At 57.8% G+C, this 15,992-nt stretch carries 12 protein-coding genes; 3 read left to right on the plus strand and 9 right to left on the minus strand.

The features are described 5' to 3' along the window. Positions 1–3: 3 nt before the first annotated feature. The 4 genes from METLA_RS0108505 to METLA_RS0108520 all read right to left on the minus strand — a co-directional run bounded on the left by METLA_RS0108505 (position 4) and on the right by METLA_RS0108520 (position 6,956). On the minus strand, positions 4–2,346 hold the full coding sequence (locus tag METLA_RS0108505; protein WP_024298143.1) for a DUF1549 and DUF1553 domain-containing protein: 2,343 nt from the start codon (positions 2,344–2,346) through the stop codon (positions 4–6). A gap of 39 nt (positions 2,347–2,385) precedes the next feature. Then, the gene (locus METLA_RS0108510; protein ID WP_084480218.1) at positions 2,386–2,844 is read right to left on the minus strand and encodes a rhodanese-like domain-containing protein; all 459 of its coding nucleotides are present in this window, start codon (positions 2,842–2,844) and stop codon (positions 2,386–2,388) included. A 352-nt stretch (positions 2,845–3,196) separates the two neighbouring features. Then, positions 3,197–4,150, minus strand: coding sequence for an SMP-30/gluconolactonase/LRE family protein (locus METLA_RS0108515; protein ID WP_024298145.1), 954 nt, complete (start codon positions 4,148–4,150; stop codon positions 3,197–3,199). A gap of 61 nt (positions 4,151–4,211) precedes the next feature. Continuing rightward, entirely contained in the window at positions 4,212–6,956 is a 2,745-nt protein-coding gene (locus METLA_RS0108520) for a TonB-dependent receptor (RefSeq protein ID WP_029646540.1), read from the minus strand. Positions 6,957–7,465: 509 nt separating this feature from the next. Between METLA_RS0108520 and METLA_RS0108525 the strand changes: the two genes are divergently transcribed. From METLA_RS0108525 to METLA_RS0108535, 3 genes are all read left to right on the plus strand, one after another. Further along, the gene (locus METLA_RS0108525; protein ID WP_051459763.1) at positions 7,466–8,857 is read left to right on the plus strand and encodes an aryl-sulfate sulfotransferase; all 1,392 of its coding nucleotides are present in this window, start codon (positions 7,466–7,468) and stop codon (positions 8,855–8,857) included. Positions 8,858–8,965: 108 nt separating this feature from the next. After that, complete coding sequence (locus tag METLA_RS0108530) at positions 8,966–9,424, plus strand: cupin domain-containing protein (RefSeq protein ID WP_024298148.1); 459 nt, start codon at positions 8,966–8,968, stop codon at positions 9,422–9,424. Between the two features lie 228 nt (positions 9,425–9,652). Continuing rightward, complete coding sequence (locus METLA_RS0108535) at positions 9,653–9,949, plus strand: addiction module antidote protein (RefSeq protein WP_024298149.1); 297 nt, start codon at positions 9,653–9,655, stop codon at positions 9,947–9,949. Positions 9,950–10,144: 195 nt separating this feature from the next. On the opposite strand, the gene METLA_RS0108540 is transcribed toward METLA_RS0108535, so the two are convergent. From METLA_RS0108540 to METLA_RS0108560, 5 genes are all read right to left on the minus strand, one after another. Further along, positions 10,145–10,843, minus strand: a complete 699-nt coding sequence (locus METLA_RS0108540) for a hypothetical protein (RefSeq protein ID WP_024298150.1) — start codon at positions 10,841–10,843, stop codon at positions 10,145–10,147. Positions 10,844–10,854: 11 nt separating this feature from the next. Further along, on the minus strand, positions 10,855–12,684 hold the full coding sequence (locus tag METLA_RS0108545; protein WP_024298151.1) for a putative porin: 1,830 nt from the start codon (positions 12,682–12,684) through the stop codon (positions 10,855–10,857). Between the two features lie 277 nt (positions 12,685–12,961). Beyond that, a complete protein-coding gene (locus METLA_RS0108550; protein WP_024298152.1) occupies positions 12,962–13,633 on the minus strand; it encodes an energy transducer TonB family protein in 672 nt (223 codons plus the stop codon). Positions 13,634–13,638: 5 nt separating this feature from the next. After that, the gene (locus METLA_RS0108555) at positions 13,639–14,043 is read right to left on the minus strand and encodes an ExbD/TolR family protein (protein ID WP_024298153.1); all 405 of its coding nucleotides are present in this window, start codon (positions 14,041–14,043) and stop codon (positions 13,639–13,641) included. After that, complete coding sequence (locus METLA_RS0108560; RefSeq protein WP_024298154.1) at positions 14,040–15,863, minus strand: DUF2341 domain-containing protein; 1,824 nt, start codon at positions 15,861–15,863, stop codon at positions 14,040–14,042. Before METLA_RS0108560 ends, METLA_RS0108555 begins: the two co-directional genes overlap by 4 nt. Between the last annotated feature and the right edge of the window lie 129 nt (positions 15,864–15,992).

Genomic DNA, 15,992 nt, shown 5'->3' on the forward strand with positions numbered 1-15,992 from the left:
TTTTTAAAACCGGTAAATGAACTCGTTCGAATTGGCCACCGCGTGGACCAAATCCACGAATGCTGCCGCCCGTATCGGATCGTCCAATTTCTTGTCCTTGATGCCGGTCGGCACGTTGATCTCGAACTTGCCGTCCGCTACCGATTTTTCACGAATCACGCCTTCCTGCTCTTGCAAGAACGACAACAGCGACTCTTTTTCGGACTTGTCCGCATTGCGGGAGAACAGGATTTGATACAGGCGATCGATCCTGGCGGATTCATCCTTGCCGCCCTCGTTGATGACCCGGCCGGCCAGCGATTTCGACCAGTCGAAAATCAGCTCGCTGTTGAACAGGGTCAGTGCCTGCAATGGCGTGGTGGTCACCTCGCGCTTGCTGTGTGCCTCCTGCGGCGACGCCATGTTGAACGAATCCAGGATCGGATACGGGATGCTGCGGCGCGTAAACACGTATAGGCTGCGGCGGTTGTGATCGTGAACGTCCTTGGAGGTTTTCCAGGCCGGATCGTTGTTGAAATTGGCATCGGCCGTGTTGATCACCTTAGGCAGCGGCGGATACACGCTCGGACCGCCGACCTTGTCTTCCAGCTTGCCGGCCGCGACCAGCAACGAATCCCGGACCTGCTCGGCTTCCAGACGTTTGCGCGGGAACACCGCCAGCAACTGGTTTTCGGCGTCCGCTTGTTGTACATCCTCGCGATAATCGGACGACTGGCGGTAAACACTGGACAACAGAATTTCGCGATGCAGTTTTTTGACGCTCCAGCCGTCCTTCACGAATTTGTCGGCCAGATAATCCAGCAGTTCCGGATTCGTCGGTTTTTCGCCGGCCTTGCCGAAATCGCTGACCGTGGCGACGATACCCTTGCCGAAATATTGATCCCACACCCGGTTCACATAGACGCGAGCGGTTAAGGGATTGGTCGGACTGGTCAGCCATTTGACCAGTGCGGCGCGGCGTCCGGACGAGAACGGCAACGGCTTGATATCCGGTTTTTCGTCGGTAATCGCCGCCGGGAACGCCGGCTGCACTTCTTCCTGCGGTTTTTCGTGATCGCCGACCGCGAAAACATAGCTCGGCGGCGCGTCAGGATGACCGAGTTCGGTCATCGCCGAAATGGTGTTGGAGCTGGTGGCCGGTTTCAGATCGTTGAACTTTCTGAGCTGTTTTTCCAGTTTGTCCAGTTCCGCCCATTGCGCGGCGATCTTCTTGTCATAGGTCTTAGGATCGGTGCTCTCGCCTTTTTCCTGGAAGAAAGACTGCAAGCTGCGTTCGTCGGTCACGTTAGCCAGGCGATGGTTGACCCAGCGATCCTGCGCGTTCCATTTTTCTTTCGGCTTGAAGATCGCTTCACGCGAATCGGTCAGATAGCGTTCCTTGTGATACTTCAGCGCTTCTTCCCGGTGGGTGTCGATAATCGCGTTTTGTTTGGCGCGAATGTCCTTGGTCGCCTCTTCCCATTTGGCCCATTGCTGCTCGTATTGACGTTCGACGTCGCCTTTTTTGGCCGGAATATTGTCGACCGGCGCGATGTTCGCGAAGAACGATTGCAGCGAGAAATAATCCTTCTGGCTGATCTTGTCGAACTTGTGATTGTGGCAGCGCGCGCACTCGACCGTCTGCCCCAGGACCACCTTGCCGACCGTATCGGTGATGTCGGTGGTGATCTGATATTTACGCTGTACCAGGTCGCGCGAGTTGGCGTTGTCGGGGAATTGCGCCATGAAGCCGGTCGCGATCAGGGCTTGCTCATCCCCAGGCCATAACTCGTCACCCGCTAATTGCTCCTGAATGAAGCGATCATAGGGTTTGTCCTGGTTGAACGCATTGATCACATAATCGCGGTAACGCCACATGTTCAGCCGGTTGTTATCGTTCTGAAATCCGGTGCTGTCGGCATAACGGGCCAAATCCAGCCATTTCCGTCCCTGGCGTTCGCCGTATTTCGCCGAGGCCAACAGGCGGTCGACCAATTTTTCGTAAGCATTGGTCGACTTATCGTTCACGAAGGCGTCGACTTCTTCCGGCGTCGGAATCACGCCCCAGCCGTCCAGAGTCGCGCGGCGGATGAATGCGGCGCGGTCGGCATCCTTCGAAGGTTGCAAACCCTTGGCCTCCAACTTCGCCAAAATATAGGCATCGACCGGCGTCCTGACCCAATCCTGCTGTTTGACGGCCGGAACCGCCGGCGCTTTTACCGGCTGATAAGACCAGAGTTTTGACTTGGACTTCGCCGCCGGCGCGCTTTCCTGCGCAGGCGCCGGCTTGTCGTCCGCTGTCGGGGTATCGATGCTGACCGCCACCGCTATCCCCCAAACGGCGAGGTAAGATAATTTTCTTTTCATAGATTTACTCCAAAACTAACGAAGACGAGGCGTCAGGTTCTAATGCGCTTTCGGCGCCGGCGGCACGATTTTGGTAATCTTGCCGCCTTCTTCTTCATAGTTCTGCGAGCCTATCGCCCCGACCACCTTGAAGCCTTTCTCGGCCAAAGCATCCCCCGCGGCGCCCGCACGACCGGCGTGATTCGAAACGGTCACGATCGATCTTTCCTTCGGAATGAAAGGCAGCGCCGCTTCCAGCTCCTTGGCCTGAACGCTCAGATAAACCGGAAAGCTGCCGATCTTGCTGACTTCGTCCGGGCGGCGCACGTCGATAATCAACAATTCCTCCGGCTTGGCCAAGAGGGCATCGATCTGCGCGCGGTTAAGCTTCGGCGTTTTGTAGCTGTAAGGTTTGGGTTCCGGTTTATTGCCGTGCGCGTGTTCCGCCGCGGTCGCCAAACCGAACGGACTGACCAGCATCATCGTTAGCAGAAATAGTGTGGTGGTATTTTTGATCATCGCTTCTTCTCTTTTCTTTTTGGGTTCTTGGCAAAAGCGCGCTGAAATGGCGCGCATGGATCATGTTGTACTCAGATCATTTTGCAACATGCGTGCCAGACTCACCGACTCTCGCCGACCTGAAAAACAAAATAATTACCTATTGATTTACAAAGGATTTTTTACAGACACACGAAGAGGAAGACCGCCGCATGAGGGTTTGAAGGATGGGTACGCCAGCCCACTGATGAAATAGCAACAGCCCGACAACACCCGCTGTTGCTGGGCTAGCAAGCAAAAAAAACGGGCCAAGGAATATATCCTTGACCCGCCAAGAGAGCACACTACGGGACTAAAAAACTATGCCACGGGATTACTTGGCTCGGCTGCTGATGCCTTGCACCAACAACGGTATCTTGTAAGCGGCGCCGCGTCCCACCACGTACAGGGTTTTCTTGTCCTTACCCGCAAACGCCAGATTTTGCGGCTTCTTCGGCAGCGGAATCACGCCCAGCGCCGCGCCCTTCGCATCGAACACTTCGACGCCGGCATTCGAGGCCACATACAGCCTGCCTTCGTCATCCAACGCCAGACCGTCGGCGCCGCTGGACCAAGCCTTGTCATCGCCCTGTTTCCAGCCTTCCAGTTTGGCGAAGTTGCGCCGATTCGCAATCGAACCGTCGGCCGCGATATCGTAAGCCAAGATGTGTTCGCCCGAGGTATTGGCGACATACAGCACCTTTTCGTCCTTGCTCAGCTGAATGCCGTTCGGACGTTCGATGTCGTTGGCCAGGCGTTTCAATTCGCCGCTAGGGCTGATGGTGAACACGCCGGGATGTGACGGCGGCGGATTGGGTTGCTCCTTAGTTGGGCGGGTGCCGCTGTCAGTAAAATAAATCGCACCGCTATTCGCGCGCACCAGGTCGTTGGGCCGCTGGAATTCCACCCCTTCGAATTTTTCGGCCAGGGTCTTTTTCTTGTCGGCCGGATACACGATGCCGACCTGGGTTTTCACCGTCTGCACCGCATACAATTCGCCGCCGGCACCCCAGGCCAAGCCGTTGGCGCCATTCGAATTTTTGAGAAACACCGAGACTTTATCGTCAGGTCCGATACGCACGATGTTGTTAGCCTGGGTTTCGGTGAACAACAGGCTGCCGTCGCTGTGCGCGATCGGCCCTTCGGTGCCCTTGAAGCCGTCCTTGATCAGTTCGACCACTACGCCGCCGGCCGCGACGCCGGGAATCGCCGGAGTCACCGGATCATCGGCCTGCACGGAGGCCGCAAACAGTAAAACGCCTACTGTCGGAATGAATTTGCGTAACATGAAAAATCTCCAATTGCTGATTGTCTGAATGGAATTGAGCGGCATCAAGCCGCCGAAAGTTTTAGAATCTGGCCCTGAAATGCACGCCGTAATAACGTGCTTCGCCGTAAGTCGCGCTCGACGCACCGGTGCTGGACCAGTTGCCGACGTTGGTCAGATAGAGGGTATCGAAGATATTTCTGCCGACCAGATCCAGGTTGTATTTGCCGTCTTTGGTGCCGACGCCGATACCGCCATCGGTCACGTGATAAGCCGGCTGTTTGCCCGATGCGGAGAGGCTGGCGTTATAGTTGGCCTGGGATTTGAAGCTGTCCACCAAAAAGGCGTGCCATTGCAGGCCGTAATCGTCGCCTACGCCAAAGCCTAAAGGCACGCGGTAATCGAAACCGAAGTTGGCGGTAAATGCCGGCGCATTCGGCAGGGTCAGGCCGGTTTGGTCGCAAACCGGCTTATTGGCTTCAGGCGCGCAAGGCGCGTTCTTGAAGTCGGTATAAACCGCGTGGTTGTAGGAGCCGTTCAGGAACAGATTCAAACCGCGCGCGACATCCCAGCTCGTCTCCAATTCGATACCGCGCAACTGGATGCCCTCGATATTGCCCAGCGTGGTCCGGAACTGACCCGGACGCGCCTCATCAGGCAACACCAACTGGGATTGAAAGCCATTCACGTCGGTCTGGTATAGATTCAAGTTGACCACCAGCTTGCGGTCGAGCCAGCTGCTCTTGATGCCCAATTCGTAATCCATCACGTCCTCGGGATCGACGTTTTCGACCGCGCCGGTATTGGAGTTGAACTGCGCGGCGCCGGATTTTTGTCCGCCGGCCACCGAGAAATAAGCCATGACATCCTTGGTAATCTTATAACTCGGGTTAACCAGCCAGTTTTGCGAGTTCTGATCGAAACCCTGACGGTCGGCCGTCCAATTTTGTGTTATCCGGCCGTTGCGAATGGCCTGCGCATCGGTCAGGTTTTGCGCGCTGGCGCCGATCGAGGAGGATAACGCAGCCAAATCGGCGCCGCCATACGAACGATGGTTTCCGGAGTTCGATCGCTGTTCAAAGGTATTGCGCAAGCCCAGGGTCAGCGTCGCCGCGTCGGTAATATGCCAGTTCAGCTGGCCGTAGCCGGCATAACTGTCGGTGGCCGGATTCAGAGCAGCCGTATCGAACACTTCGCGTAACGAGGCCTGCATCATCTGCCGGCCAATGGCCGACGAATTCAGGCGGCCGTATTGCGCATTGGAGGCATAGAAAGCGCCCGCGTCATCGCCGTAATGGTTTTGGCTGAAGGTATCCGCGGTGCTGCGCATCGTAAAGAGACCGGCCTGATAATCGATTGGCCCCGGCTCTTTGGAAGCAATACGAAATTCCTGCGACCATTGTTCGTTTTTGACGGTAACCCCGCCGATGCGCATGATGTCCGCCACCGAACGGTCGCCGTCATGATGCGGTTCGAACAACGAATCCCGATACGCCGAAACCGAGGTGAAGCGATGCCCCAGCACATCCCAGTTGATTTCGGCGGACACGCCCTCGCCATCGGCGCGGGATACCTGCTTGTTGTCTTGCGCGACTTTGCGCGGATCGCCGATGATGGTAACCGGTTGCCCGGAACGCTTGAAGACATCGAACCAATCGCGTCCGAGACGAGAGCTATAGGTGATAGGCCGTGCCGTACCATCGGCAAATGTTGCAGGATCATCCAAATTCGGGTTAACGCTCATACTTTGCGTGGACGAGCTGCGATCCACGATCAGACGCGCGGACAATTCGTCGCTCGGCGTCAGCAAGAACTGCAAGCGGCCGCCCAGCGCATTGGTTTCCTGTAGCTTGCCATTGGTGATCGCCACATCGAGGTTTTCGACCCAGCCGTCGCGCCGGTCGATATAGCCGGAAGCGCGGTAGGCGAGCAAGCCAGGGAGAATCGTACCGGTCGCACCGAACTTGCCTTGCAGCGAGTTGCGATTGCCGGCAAAGCCGTCGGCGTAATAACCCGATTTGAAGGAAGGCGCCTGACTTACGACGTTCACCAAACCCAGGTTGCTGTTCTTGCCTTGCAAGGTTCCCTGAGGCCCCCGCAACACCTCGACGTGATCGATATCGGCATAGTTGGCCCAGGTCGAACCGACCCAGGACTGCCAGACGTTGTCGATCATCACGCCGACGCTGGACTCCATCGATTCGTTGCCGCTGTTCTTGCCCAAGCCGCGCAACGCGATACTGGTCTGCCGCGCATTGGTGCTGGTCACGCCGAGGTTCGGCACCCGGCGCGCAAAATCCGCAACGCTGACGATGTTGTCCCGCTTCATCTGCTCGCCGCTGATGACCGCAACTGGGATTGGCACTTCCTGTAATTTTTCTTCCTTACGCCGCGAGGTGACCGTCACTTCCGCCAGATTCTTCGGCTCCTCCTTCACTTCCTCGGCTTTGGGTTCCGGCGCGGCAGCCGCCACCGCATTGCCCGATGCAGCCCCGCCGGGAACGGCGCTGGCTGCCGCCGGCGTATCCAATGGCGCTTCGGCGGCGCCTTGGTTAATCAATTCCTGCTCGCGCTGCTTGGAAGCTTCCAGTTCACGGGTCAAACGCTCGACCTGGGCTTTCAGGTCGGCAACGGAGGGATCGCCGCCGGCGGACTTGTTTTCCGCCTGATTCACCGGGGCTGCGGACACCTCGTGAGCCGCCAGCAGGGATGCGCCGGCGACGGCCAATGCCACGCAGGACACGAGTTTGCGGCGGCGGCTGATAGAGGGTGGCACACCCGGCTGCTCGGCGCCTATCGAAGGGACGCCAGTTCCATGTTCATTCACTAATTCACCTATGCGTTAAAGGTTGATAAAGCCGTTAATCGCCAAGGCAAACTGTGTCACAAGCGACTCCCGCGTCCTTGGCTGTTATGAAGCTTTAACGCAAACGCTGTGCCAATCGTTATTTGATGTTCAGGCCATGCCTGTAAAAAATGGTAAATAAATGATATTCAAATTATTTTAATTCCTTGCCGGACACTCAAGGCGCATTCACAAACACAGATCCCGCGGCCCGATGCTGCTGATTTGTCCACAGACCCTGTTGCCAATCTGCACTTCAAACAACAACAGCCGCACTGTTCCCCACAACGCCCGCCCCGCCCTCCGCACAACCGAATCATTATCCCGGGGAACCGGCCTTAGGCGAAAAATACTTGCCGATCAACGCCGCCAGCCGTGCCCGCTTTCGGCCATGACGGCATCGGCGCGAGCTGAACTGCAATCTGGAATAAAACTTGCTGAACTCAAGGCTCATCCCATTCCGACAACCCAACCATCATGACTCACCCTCTATGACAAAATCCAATGACTCCAGACCTGCTCCATTGCTCAGCGCGGCTTGCGTCCTGGCCGGCGGCTTGCTTGCCGCCACTGCCACGGCGGCGCCAAGCATTTACCCGACCGGCACGACCCGCTACGATCCTGTCAAAGCCTTCAACAGCTTCATCCTGTTTACCGGCGGCGACAATATCGCCCACCTGATCGACATGAACGGCAATTCGGTGCATGAATGGAAAGATGCCGCCAGCCACAGCACGCTGATCGATCCGGCCGTGAACGGCGGCAAGCTAGGACATGTGTTCGTGACGCTGGAAACCACCGAAGGCAAAGGCACCGGCCTGGTGCCGGGCCAAATCAACCGGCGTATCGCCAAGACCGTCGGCGAGCTGGACTGGGACGGCAACACGGTGTGGAGTTTCGGCGACAAGGCGCCCGGCGGCGCCGCGCAGCAACATCACGACTGGGCCCGGCTGCCGAACGGCAATACCGCGGTGCTGGCCAATTGGGTCCATGCGGTGAAGGGTTTCAAACAGAAGGAGGTGCTGGACGACGTGATTTACGAAGTTAATCCGGCCGGCGAGGTGGTGTGGAAATGGATCGCCTCCGAGCATCTGAACGAGTTCGGCTTCACCCCGGCCGAACTGAAGCTGGTCAAGAACGCGCCGATCGCCGACTACCTGCATGTGAACAATCTGAAGGTGGTCGGCCCGAATCGCTGGTTTGCCGCCGGCGATAAACGTTTCGCGCCGGACAATCTGCTATTTGACTCGCGCAACGCCAATTTCATCGCGATCATCGACCGCCAGTCCGGCAAGATCGTCTGGCGGCTGGGCCCACACTATGCCGAGGCCACGATCGAAGGGCAATTGCCCCGAAAAACACCCAGACCCGTCGATCAGATCAGCGCCCAGCATGACGCGCACATCATTCCGGAAGGACTGCCCGGCGCCGGCAATTTGCTGGTCTTCGACAACCAGGGCATCGCCGGCTACCCGCCGGCCGCGGTGCCGCGAACCGGCGGCTCCCGTGTGCTCGAAATCGATCCGGTCAAGAACGAAATCGTCTGGCAATACAGCGGCGAAAGCTCCGGGGGACCTGCCTGGTCGTTCCGCAGCACACACATCAGCGCCGCCCGCCGCTTGCCGAACGGCAACACCTTCATCGACGAAGGCCAGAGCGGCCGCTTGTTCCAGGTGACGCCCGACGGCGACATCGTGTGGGAATATGTGAATCCGTATGGCAAAGTCGGCGAGGACGCCTTGACCGGCAAGGACACCGCCAACTTCCAGCTCTACCGGGGCCAGCCTGTGCCGTACGCCTGGGTGCCGGCCGGCACGGCGCACAGCGAAAAGGCGGTGGCGCCGCCGGAATTGGCTCGATACCAGATTCAGGCAACGCTTTAAAGCCTTTTGGCCATCGCACACGATGCCAATGACGATGGGTTTCTGAGGCTGACAATTGTAATCTTCAGAAGCCCTTATTTTGTACAAAAACCCGATCAGGAGAATCTCATGTTTCGTATTTTCAACTGGCAACAACTGACGATGACTATCGGCCTGTCCCTATACTTCGCTTCTGCGATCGCAGCCGACCTCGACCCCAAGGCCATATCGATCAAACTGCCGGACCAAATAAAATGGGTCGCCAACCCCAGCGGCTCGGAAAGCGCAGTGCTGGTCGGCGATCCGTCCAAGCCCGGCCTGTATGTGGTGCTGAACAAATGGAAAGCCCACCACAACAGCAAGCCGCATTCGCACCCGAACGACCGCTTCATCACCGTGATTTCCGGCACCTGGTGGGTCGGCACCGGCAGAGATTACAATCCGGACACGTTGAAACCGGTGCCGGCCGGCAGCTTCGTCACCCACTACGGAGGCGAAATCCACTATGACGGCGCCAAGGATGAAGACACGATTTTGCAGATCGTCGGCATCGGTCCGGCCACATCTAAACCCGCTCCGGCGAAGTAGCAATCATGGTAGCCGGAAAGCTAAACCCGCATTTTCAATACAGAACGTTTAAGGCGGCACACATGGCATTGACAATGTGTAGCCATAAGGCTACAGTTATCCCATGATTGAAATTCGTAAAACCGACCTCTTCGCTCAATGGCTCGACGGCCTGCGCGACCTTCAAGCAAGGGCTCGAATTCAAGCCAGGATTGCACGACTCGCAGGTAATCTTTAGGAGTAACCGCCATGAACAAAACCATTACCACTCCCTATGACGTAGCCGAACATCTCAGAACCCCGGAGGAGATGGCGGCCTATCTTGAGGCATGTTTTGAAGAGGCAGGCGGAGATGCGGCGTTCATTGCCAAAGCACTTGGGGATATTGCTCGCGCCAAGGGTATGTCACAGGTTGCCCGCGATGCGGGGTTGTCCCGTGAAAGCCTCTACAAGGCACTTTCCGGCGAGCGCAGCCCCGACTTTGACACCATCCTCAAAGTTATCGGGGCGCTTGGGCTAAAACTGCATGCCAAGCCTGCCGCTTAATTAATGGCTGCAAGTTCCTAAAAAACGGGTTGAGGAATATCCCCAACCCGCCACAAGAGCACTCAAACCAAGCGGGACGGGATTTGCAATCCCGTCCCCACCGTTTTGAAGCTTCTTGATGCCTTAAACCGCGCAGAAACCCTGCGGACGGGGCAACATGCCCCGTCCGGCGAAAAACTTATGGGACGATTGATGCTATTCAGCACTGCCGTCCGCCCGCTTCAATTCGCTTTCAAACGACGTCACCTTCAGATCTTGCAGGCGGAATTGATAAGCCTCGGCCACATTCTCGGCTTCAACCTGCCCTATCCCGGTAAACGGCTCCGCCTCGGCAAGCTTGTCCAAAATGCCCTTGCTCTGGTATTTATCGATGATTTCGCGATTGACCGCGATCAATGATTTATTGTTTGCGCTGCATTGACCGATCCATTTTTCACGCTCCTGGACGGCCGCAACCAACAGTTGATTGTCGCTTTGAATCGCTTTGGCCTGCGCCACGATTTCCTTGAGTTTGTCTTGAAGATTGCGTTCCCTCGTACCGGCCCGTTGCAGTTGTTCTTGCAGCGAGCCGTTGTCTCTCCGCGAGTCTTCCAGTCCGGCCCGGTACTGTTCGACCTGGCCCTTCAAGGGCTCAAGCTGCGCAACCTCGCTGCGCAGCTTTTCCGCCTCGTCTCCGAGCGCTTTTTTTTCCGCTTCGAGCGCGGCTTTTTCCTCGCTTAGTTGCCGCAGCATGCCCTGGGCTTTGCGCAAGGCCTGCGCCGCCGCATCGCTCTGCTTGGGCGCCGCCTGGATTTCCAGGCTCCAGGCCATCGCCGCCAAACAAAGCAGCCACGGCAGAGCGCCCTTGGCGGCACCGCGTCGCCGCCTGCTTTCAGGATTCAAAAATAGACTCATTGGATGTCCCCTTAGAAACGCACATTCAAATCGACTGCGGCGGTGTCGATACTCAACTTCGGCCCATCGATCGAATCGGTGCTGCTCCAGCGCAGGTTGACCCAGGTATTTCTGGCCAGCCCGTAGCTGCCGCCGATCCACCAGCCTTTGGCGTCGGTGCCGCCGCCATGGAACAGCGATTCGGTAAACGCATCCAGCACCGCGTCGCGCTCTATGTAACGGTAGGCGAGGAAAACGTTCCAATCCATGAAACGCCTGATGTCCGGATCGCCGACATCCATCCGGATCTGAAAGGCATCGGTTTGATCGCTATTGTCCGCCAGCAGCCCCGGAAACTCCCGTTCGATACGGGCCGCGTCATAGCCGACATTTTTCGCGTAATCGGCCGTCAGCACGACATGGGTGCCCGAGAAATCGATGTCGTAGATGCCGGTCAGGTTGAATATCCTGAAATCCGAGGCGAGGCCGTACAAGCAGCCCTGGCCGATGGCGCTTTGCGCATTCGTGCAGCGAGGGTTGAAACCGTCGTTGACATTGATCGGCACCATCGAATTGCCTTTCTGGATAAATTCGGGCGCCGTCCAGTCGTTTTCGAAACTGCCGCGCGCATTAGGCCGGGCGCGAACGTTTTTGTAGCCGTAATAGGCGGCGGCGACTTTCAGACGGGATGAATCCTGCACCAGCCAGTCGGCGCCGATTTGACCGCCAAACAGCCATTTGTCGGACGTCGAAAGATTGATTTCCTGGATCGGAAAGACGCCTAAGGTGGCGAAAACGGTGTCCGGCGTTTGCGGGCCGAAGTTGATGCCGGAGCGGCCGCCGAGATCGTTGGTCAATGCCGCTTTATAAGATTTGACCCTGGAGGAGTCCTGGTTGAAGCGATAGCGGAAGGTTCCGGCAAAACCCTGGAAGCTTAAATCGGGATCGTACACCACGTCGGTGGAAACCCAGGGATTCGCGAAGCGGCCGCCATAGAGCGTAAACCAGTCATTGCCCTTTTTATCGACGAAGTCATATTGCAGAAAACCCCGATCGATCGCAAATTCGAAGGATTGCCCGGTATTGCCCAAGGCCTGGTCATTGGATACCGGGTTTCTGATGTTGCTGGTCGCCAGCCGGAGGCCCGCTTTCAAATGATCGGCGATCTTCATGTCCAAACCGAGGCGGAAGCGTTCCGAGAAGCGAAACCGGTCCTTCGTGGTATTCAGGAATTCCTTGCCATGGCTGCGCGCCGCCTCATGGCCGCCCTCCTCATTGATGGCCAGATAATCGAGCAGCGCCCCGTTATCCTCCTGGAAGAAATCATCGGCCCCGCGCACACGCATGTCGAAAGTCAGTTTGGTATTGGCGACCCATTCCGGTAACGCCCCCGGGATTCCCCAGTGCTCTTCCTTGGCGTCCGCCTTGACATCCTTGACGACCTCCTCTTTCAAATCGGCGCGCACCTGTTGCCTGATTTCTTCCTTGACGAATTCAGGCACATAACCGACATACACCGATTTAGATTTGCCGGCCCCAGCCCCCGGGCCTTTCTCGGCCGCCGCGGCGTTGTCCGCCAACTGCTCTTCCGCTTGTTCCTTGACCAGCTGCTGTTTGGCTTCCGTTTGCGCTTTTGCCTTCGCCTTATTGATCAGACGTTCCGCCTTGTTTTTATCCAGCAGGCCTTGCTCGACGAACAGCTCGACCAGATTGACCGCGGTGTTTTTCAGCTCCAGCAACTCTTCGCGCTCGCCGTCCATCTGCTTTTTGAGTTTCAGAAGATCCTCTTTGTCATCGGCCATCGCGGGCGACAGAAAAGCGCCCGCCAATACGGCGGCCAGGGTATTTCTTACAACAATCATCGTTATTCTCGGTGATATTTAAAATTATTGATTTGCTCGTTCCCAAGCTCCAGCTTGGGAATGCCGAACGCGGGACAGGGTTTTTAACTCCGTCCCCATCGTTTCGGCGTTGCTGCTATGTTGAAGCTTCGTCGAAACCCTGCGGACGGGGCAACATGCCCCGTCCGGCGAGGCGGCCGTTAAATACCCTTGATGTAGGGTGGATAAGCGCAGCGCATCAACCCAATGTGCGCCCGATGGCGGATGCGCTCTGCTTATCCGCACTAGCATTGGGTTGTTAAATTCTTGACGTGACCTTGATCTTCAGCGGTTGCGGCATGTTGTCCGGCGGCGATTTCGCTAAGGAAAAGTGCAGTTTCGGCAAGGCCTCGCGAATGCTTTGGTCCACGTCGGACTTGCCGCTGCCCGAGGCGAGTTCGGTGCGCTCTATCCGGCCGTCCTTCCCCATCCAGACATTCAGCAATACGCTGTAAGCCGCCTTGCCGGCGCTGGTGTCGGCCAGCAGCCCCTGCAACTCGTCGTCCAGGCGGCGTTTGACCTGACCGCCATACCAGAGAATCGCGCTGCCGCCGCTGCCGCCCAAAAGCCCCCGGCCCCCCTTCTTGCCGACCAGTCCGAAACCGTCCGACCCGGCCCCACCCTCGGCGTCCACGCCCAGTTCCTCGCCCGGCGGTTGTTCCGCCTCATCGGGTGCGGGTGCCGGTTCTTCCTCGGGCTCCGGTTCAGGGACTTTTTCCGGCTCGGGTTCGGGCTCCGGCGGTTTCTGTTCCGGCGGCGGGGGCGGCGGAGGCGGCGGCTGAAGCACGGTGATCTGTTGCACCTGCTTCTTCGCCTGCAGCGGTTTTTCGAACAGCCCCTGGATGTAGTAGACGCCGACCGCAATCAGCAGGGTCAGGACGCCGCCGATGATCAGCGGGAGCCGTTTCAGCCATTTCTTGCGTTGATCCATAACCCTTACTTCACCAGTTTCTGCGTCACCAGGCCCAGCTGGCTGATTTCGAGCCGCGTCACCACATCGAGCACCTCGATCACCTTTTCATACTGGATCGAGGCATCGGCCTTCAGCACGACCGGCAGGTCCGGTGTCGCCGCCTTGTACTGCGCGAGCCGGGTTTCCAGTTCCTGGATCGAGACCGGGTAGGTATCGAGATAGATCGTGCCGTCCGGGGCAATCGAAATCGCCTTGGTTTTAGGCTTGGATAACGACGGCGTGCTGCTGGCTTTCGGCAGGTTAACCGTGATGCCCTGCACCGTCGCCGTCGTCATGATGATGAAGATCAGCAGCAGCACGTAGGCCACGTCGAGCATCGGCGTGATGTTGATGTCATCGTAGACTTTGCCTTCCTCTCCTACTTTCATGACTGCGTGGCCCTTTGCCGGTCGGCACTGCGTAACGAGACGATCGCCAGAAACTCGTCGGTGAAGACGTGCATGTCGGCGGTCACGTCCTTGATTCGGGTCAACAAATAGTTGTAGGCGAATAGCGCCGGAATCGCGACCGCAAGCCCCGCGACCGTCGCCAGCAGCGCGCCGGAAATGCCGGGCGCGATTGAATTGATATTGACGTCGCCGGACGCCGCGATTACCGCGAAGGTGATCATGACCCCGAGCACGGTGCCGAGCAGTCCGAGGAAGGGGCCGCCGGAGATCGCTATCGTCAACAGCACCATGTTCTTGTTCAGTTTCTGACCTTCCCTAACGACCGCCGCATCCAGACGGGCGCGCACCACATTCAGCGCTTCCGCGGATAGCACCGCGTTGGCGCCGCCGAAATGGTGGTTCAGTTCCTGTACGCCGGCATGATAGATGTGATAAATCGGCGAACCCTGGAAATGATCGTGTTTGCCGGCGACCGCCGCCAGAAACTCCGATTGTTCGTTATCGCGCTCATCCTCGGTTTCTTCCGCGTCCAGCTGGCCTAGATTGGTGGTAGAAATCGTTCGGTATTGCGCCAGGAAGTCTTCGTTTTCCTTGCGGGCCCGGTTCAGGGTCAGGGTCTTGCCGACCATCACCAAGAGGCTGATCACGAACATCACGCCGCACAACGCGATCACCACCCAGCCGTCGACGGTCAGGCTTTGCAGGATGATCGCGAAGTAATTCAGATCGTCGCCGGAGCCTGAGGATTCGTCCTGGCCGAAATTGAGCACCGCGAAATCGGGGCTCTGGCTGCGGAATTGCAGCTTGATCCAGTCCGCGCTGCGCGCCTGCTTCGCAACCTGCGCCTCATCGACGAGGCCGCTCAGGTTCTGGCCCTGCTCGTTGCCGCCTAAAGAAACGGACGGCGTCATCGCGGCCAGCTGGATCGGCGTCGTGCCGACAGCTTGCCCGTTCAGGTAAAGCTCCAGCGCATCCTTTCTGGCGATAACCGCCAGATGCTGCCACTTCGCCGGATCGACGTTCGCCGCGGCGGTCTGCTGGGCGACGCCTCCGCCCTGGTAGCGGGCGATCGCGGAGGTGCCCTGCACGACCAGCTCGATGCGCCCGGCCGCATCCTTCGCTTCAAACAACGTGGCGTTCGTCTGGGCCTGGTCGATCTTGATCCAGGCGCTGAAAGTCAGGCCGCTGTCGGGCGTGATCGCGAGCGCCGGATTCGCATTGACCGTGATGCCGCCCTGACCGTCGAATTTGGCCGCCGCCCCGATGAAACCGGCTGGATCGACGGCCGCCTTCGAGCTGGCCGCATGCAGCGCATAGGCGGTGGCATCCTGCGGCAAGGCCTCGCCTTCCCGAAAATGAAAGACCAGCGCCTGATTCACGTCATAAAGGCCCTGCGCATCGGAGCCGTCCGCCGCAGCCGCGTTGCCGTAATACATCGAGAAACTGTCGGTACTGACGCCGCCGCGAACGACCGGCACCTTGACCCAGACCAGGCCGAGTTCGGTCAAGGCATCGATCTTTTCGACCTGATGCTTCAGCGCGGTCTTGTCGTCCAGCATGAAGCGCACGTCCTTGCCGTTCTCCGCCAGATCGAGAAAAAAGCCGAAATTGCCGGTATGCAGACGCACCAGCAATGGAAAGTCATTCAGGGTTTCCTGAATATCGGCGCCGGTCGCTCCGGCATCGACGCTGAATTGCTTACGCGATTTCCATTCGTCGTTCCACCACGCCTGCGCGCAGAGCGGAATCAGGATAAGAGCCAGTCCCAGGCGGAAACGGCCGATAAGAGATTTGTTCATTGAAAATAAACTCATAAAAATTGAATCCTGGTTAAATATCGTTCCCACGCTACTTCATTGCCTACTGTGAAAGCCTTTCACAGTAGGGTGGATAAGCGAAGCGCATCCACCAATATGCGCCCGCTGGTG

The sequence above is a fragment of the Methylomicrobium lacus LW14 genome, from assembly GCF_000527095.1.
Taxonomy (GTDB): domain Bacteria; phylum Pseudomonadota; class Gammaproteobacteria; order Methylococcales; family Methylomonadaceae; genus Methylomicrobium; species Methylomicrobium lacus.

Excerpts from the sequence above, each read along its gene's own strand:
- METLA_RS0108535 (WP_024298149.1), top strand. The coding sequence starts at position 9,653 with ATGAACAAAACCATTACCACTCCCTATGACGTAGCCGAACATCTCAGA.
- METLA_RS0108525 (WP_051459763.1), top strand. The coding sequence starts at position 7,466 with ATGACAAAATCCAATGACTCCAGACCTGCTCCATTGCTCAGCGCGGCT.
- METLA_RS0108515 (WP_024298145.1), bottom strand. The coding sequence starts at position 4,150 with ATGTTACGCAAATTCATTCCGACAGTAGGCGTTTTACTGTTTGCGGCC.
- METLA_RS0108555 (WP_024298153.1), bottom strand. The coding sequence starts at position 14,043 with ATGAAAGTAGGAGAGGAAGGCAAAGTCTACGATGACATCAACATCACG.
- METLA_RS0108560 (WP_024298154.1), bottom strand. The coding sequence starts at position 15,863 with ATGAACAAATCTCTTATCGGCCGTTTCCGCCTGGGACTGGCTCTTATC.
- METLA_RS0108550 (WP_024298152.1), bottom strand. The coding sequence starts at position 13,633 with ATGGATCAACGCAAGAAATGGCTGAAACGGCTCCCGCTGATCATCGGC.
- METLA_RS0108505 (WP_024298143.1), bottom strand. The coding sequence starts at position 2,346 with ATGAAAAGAAAATTATCTTACCTCGCCGTTTGGGGGATAGCGGTGGCG.
- METLA_RS0108540 (WP_024298150.1), bottom strand. The coding sequence starts at position 10,843 with ATGAGTCTATTTTTGAATCCTGAAAGCAGGCGGCGACGCGGTGCCGCC.
- METLA_RS0108530 (WP_024298148.1), top strand. The coding sequence starts at position 8,966 with ATGTTTCGTATTTTCAACTGGCAACAACTGACGATGACTATCGGCCTG.
- METLA_RS0108510 (WP_084480218.1), bottom strand. The coding sequence starts at position 2,844 with ATGATCAAAAATACCACCACACTATTTCTGCTAACGATGATGCTGGTC.
- METLA_RS0108545 (WP_024298151.1), bottom strand. The coding sequence starts at position 12,684 with ATGATTGTTGTAAGAAATACCCTGGCCGCCGTATTGGCGGGCGCTTTT.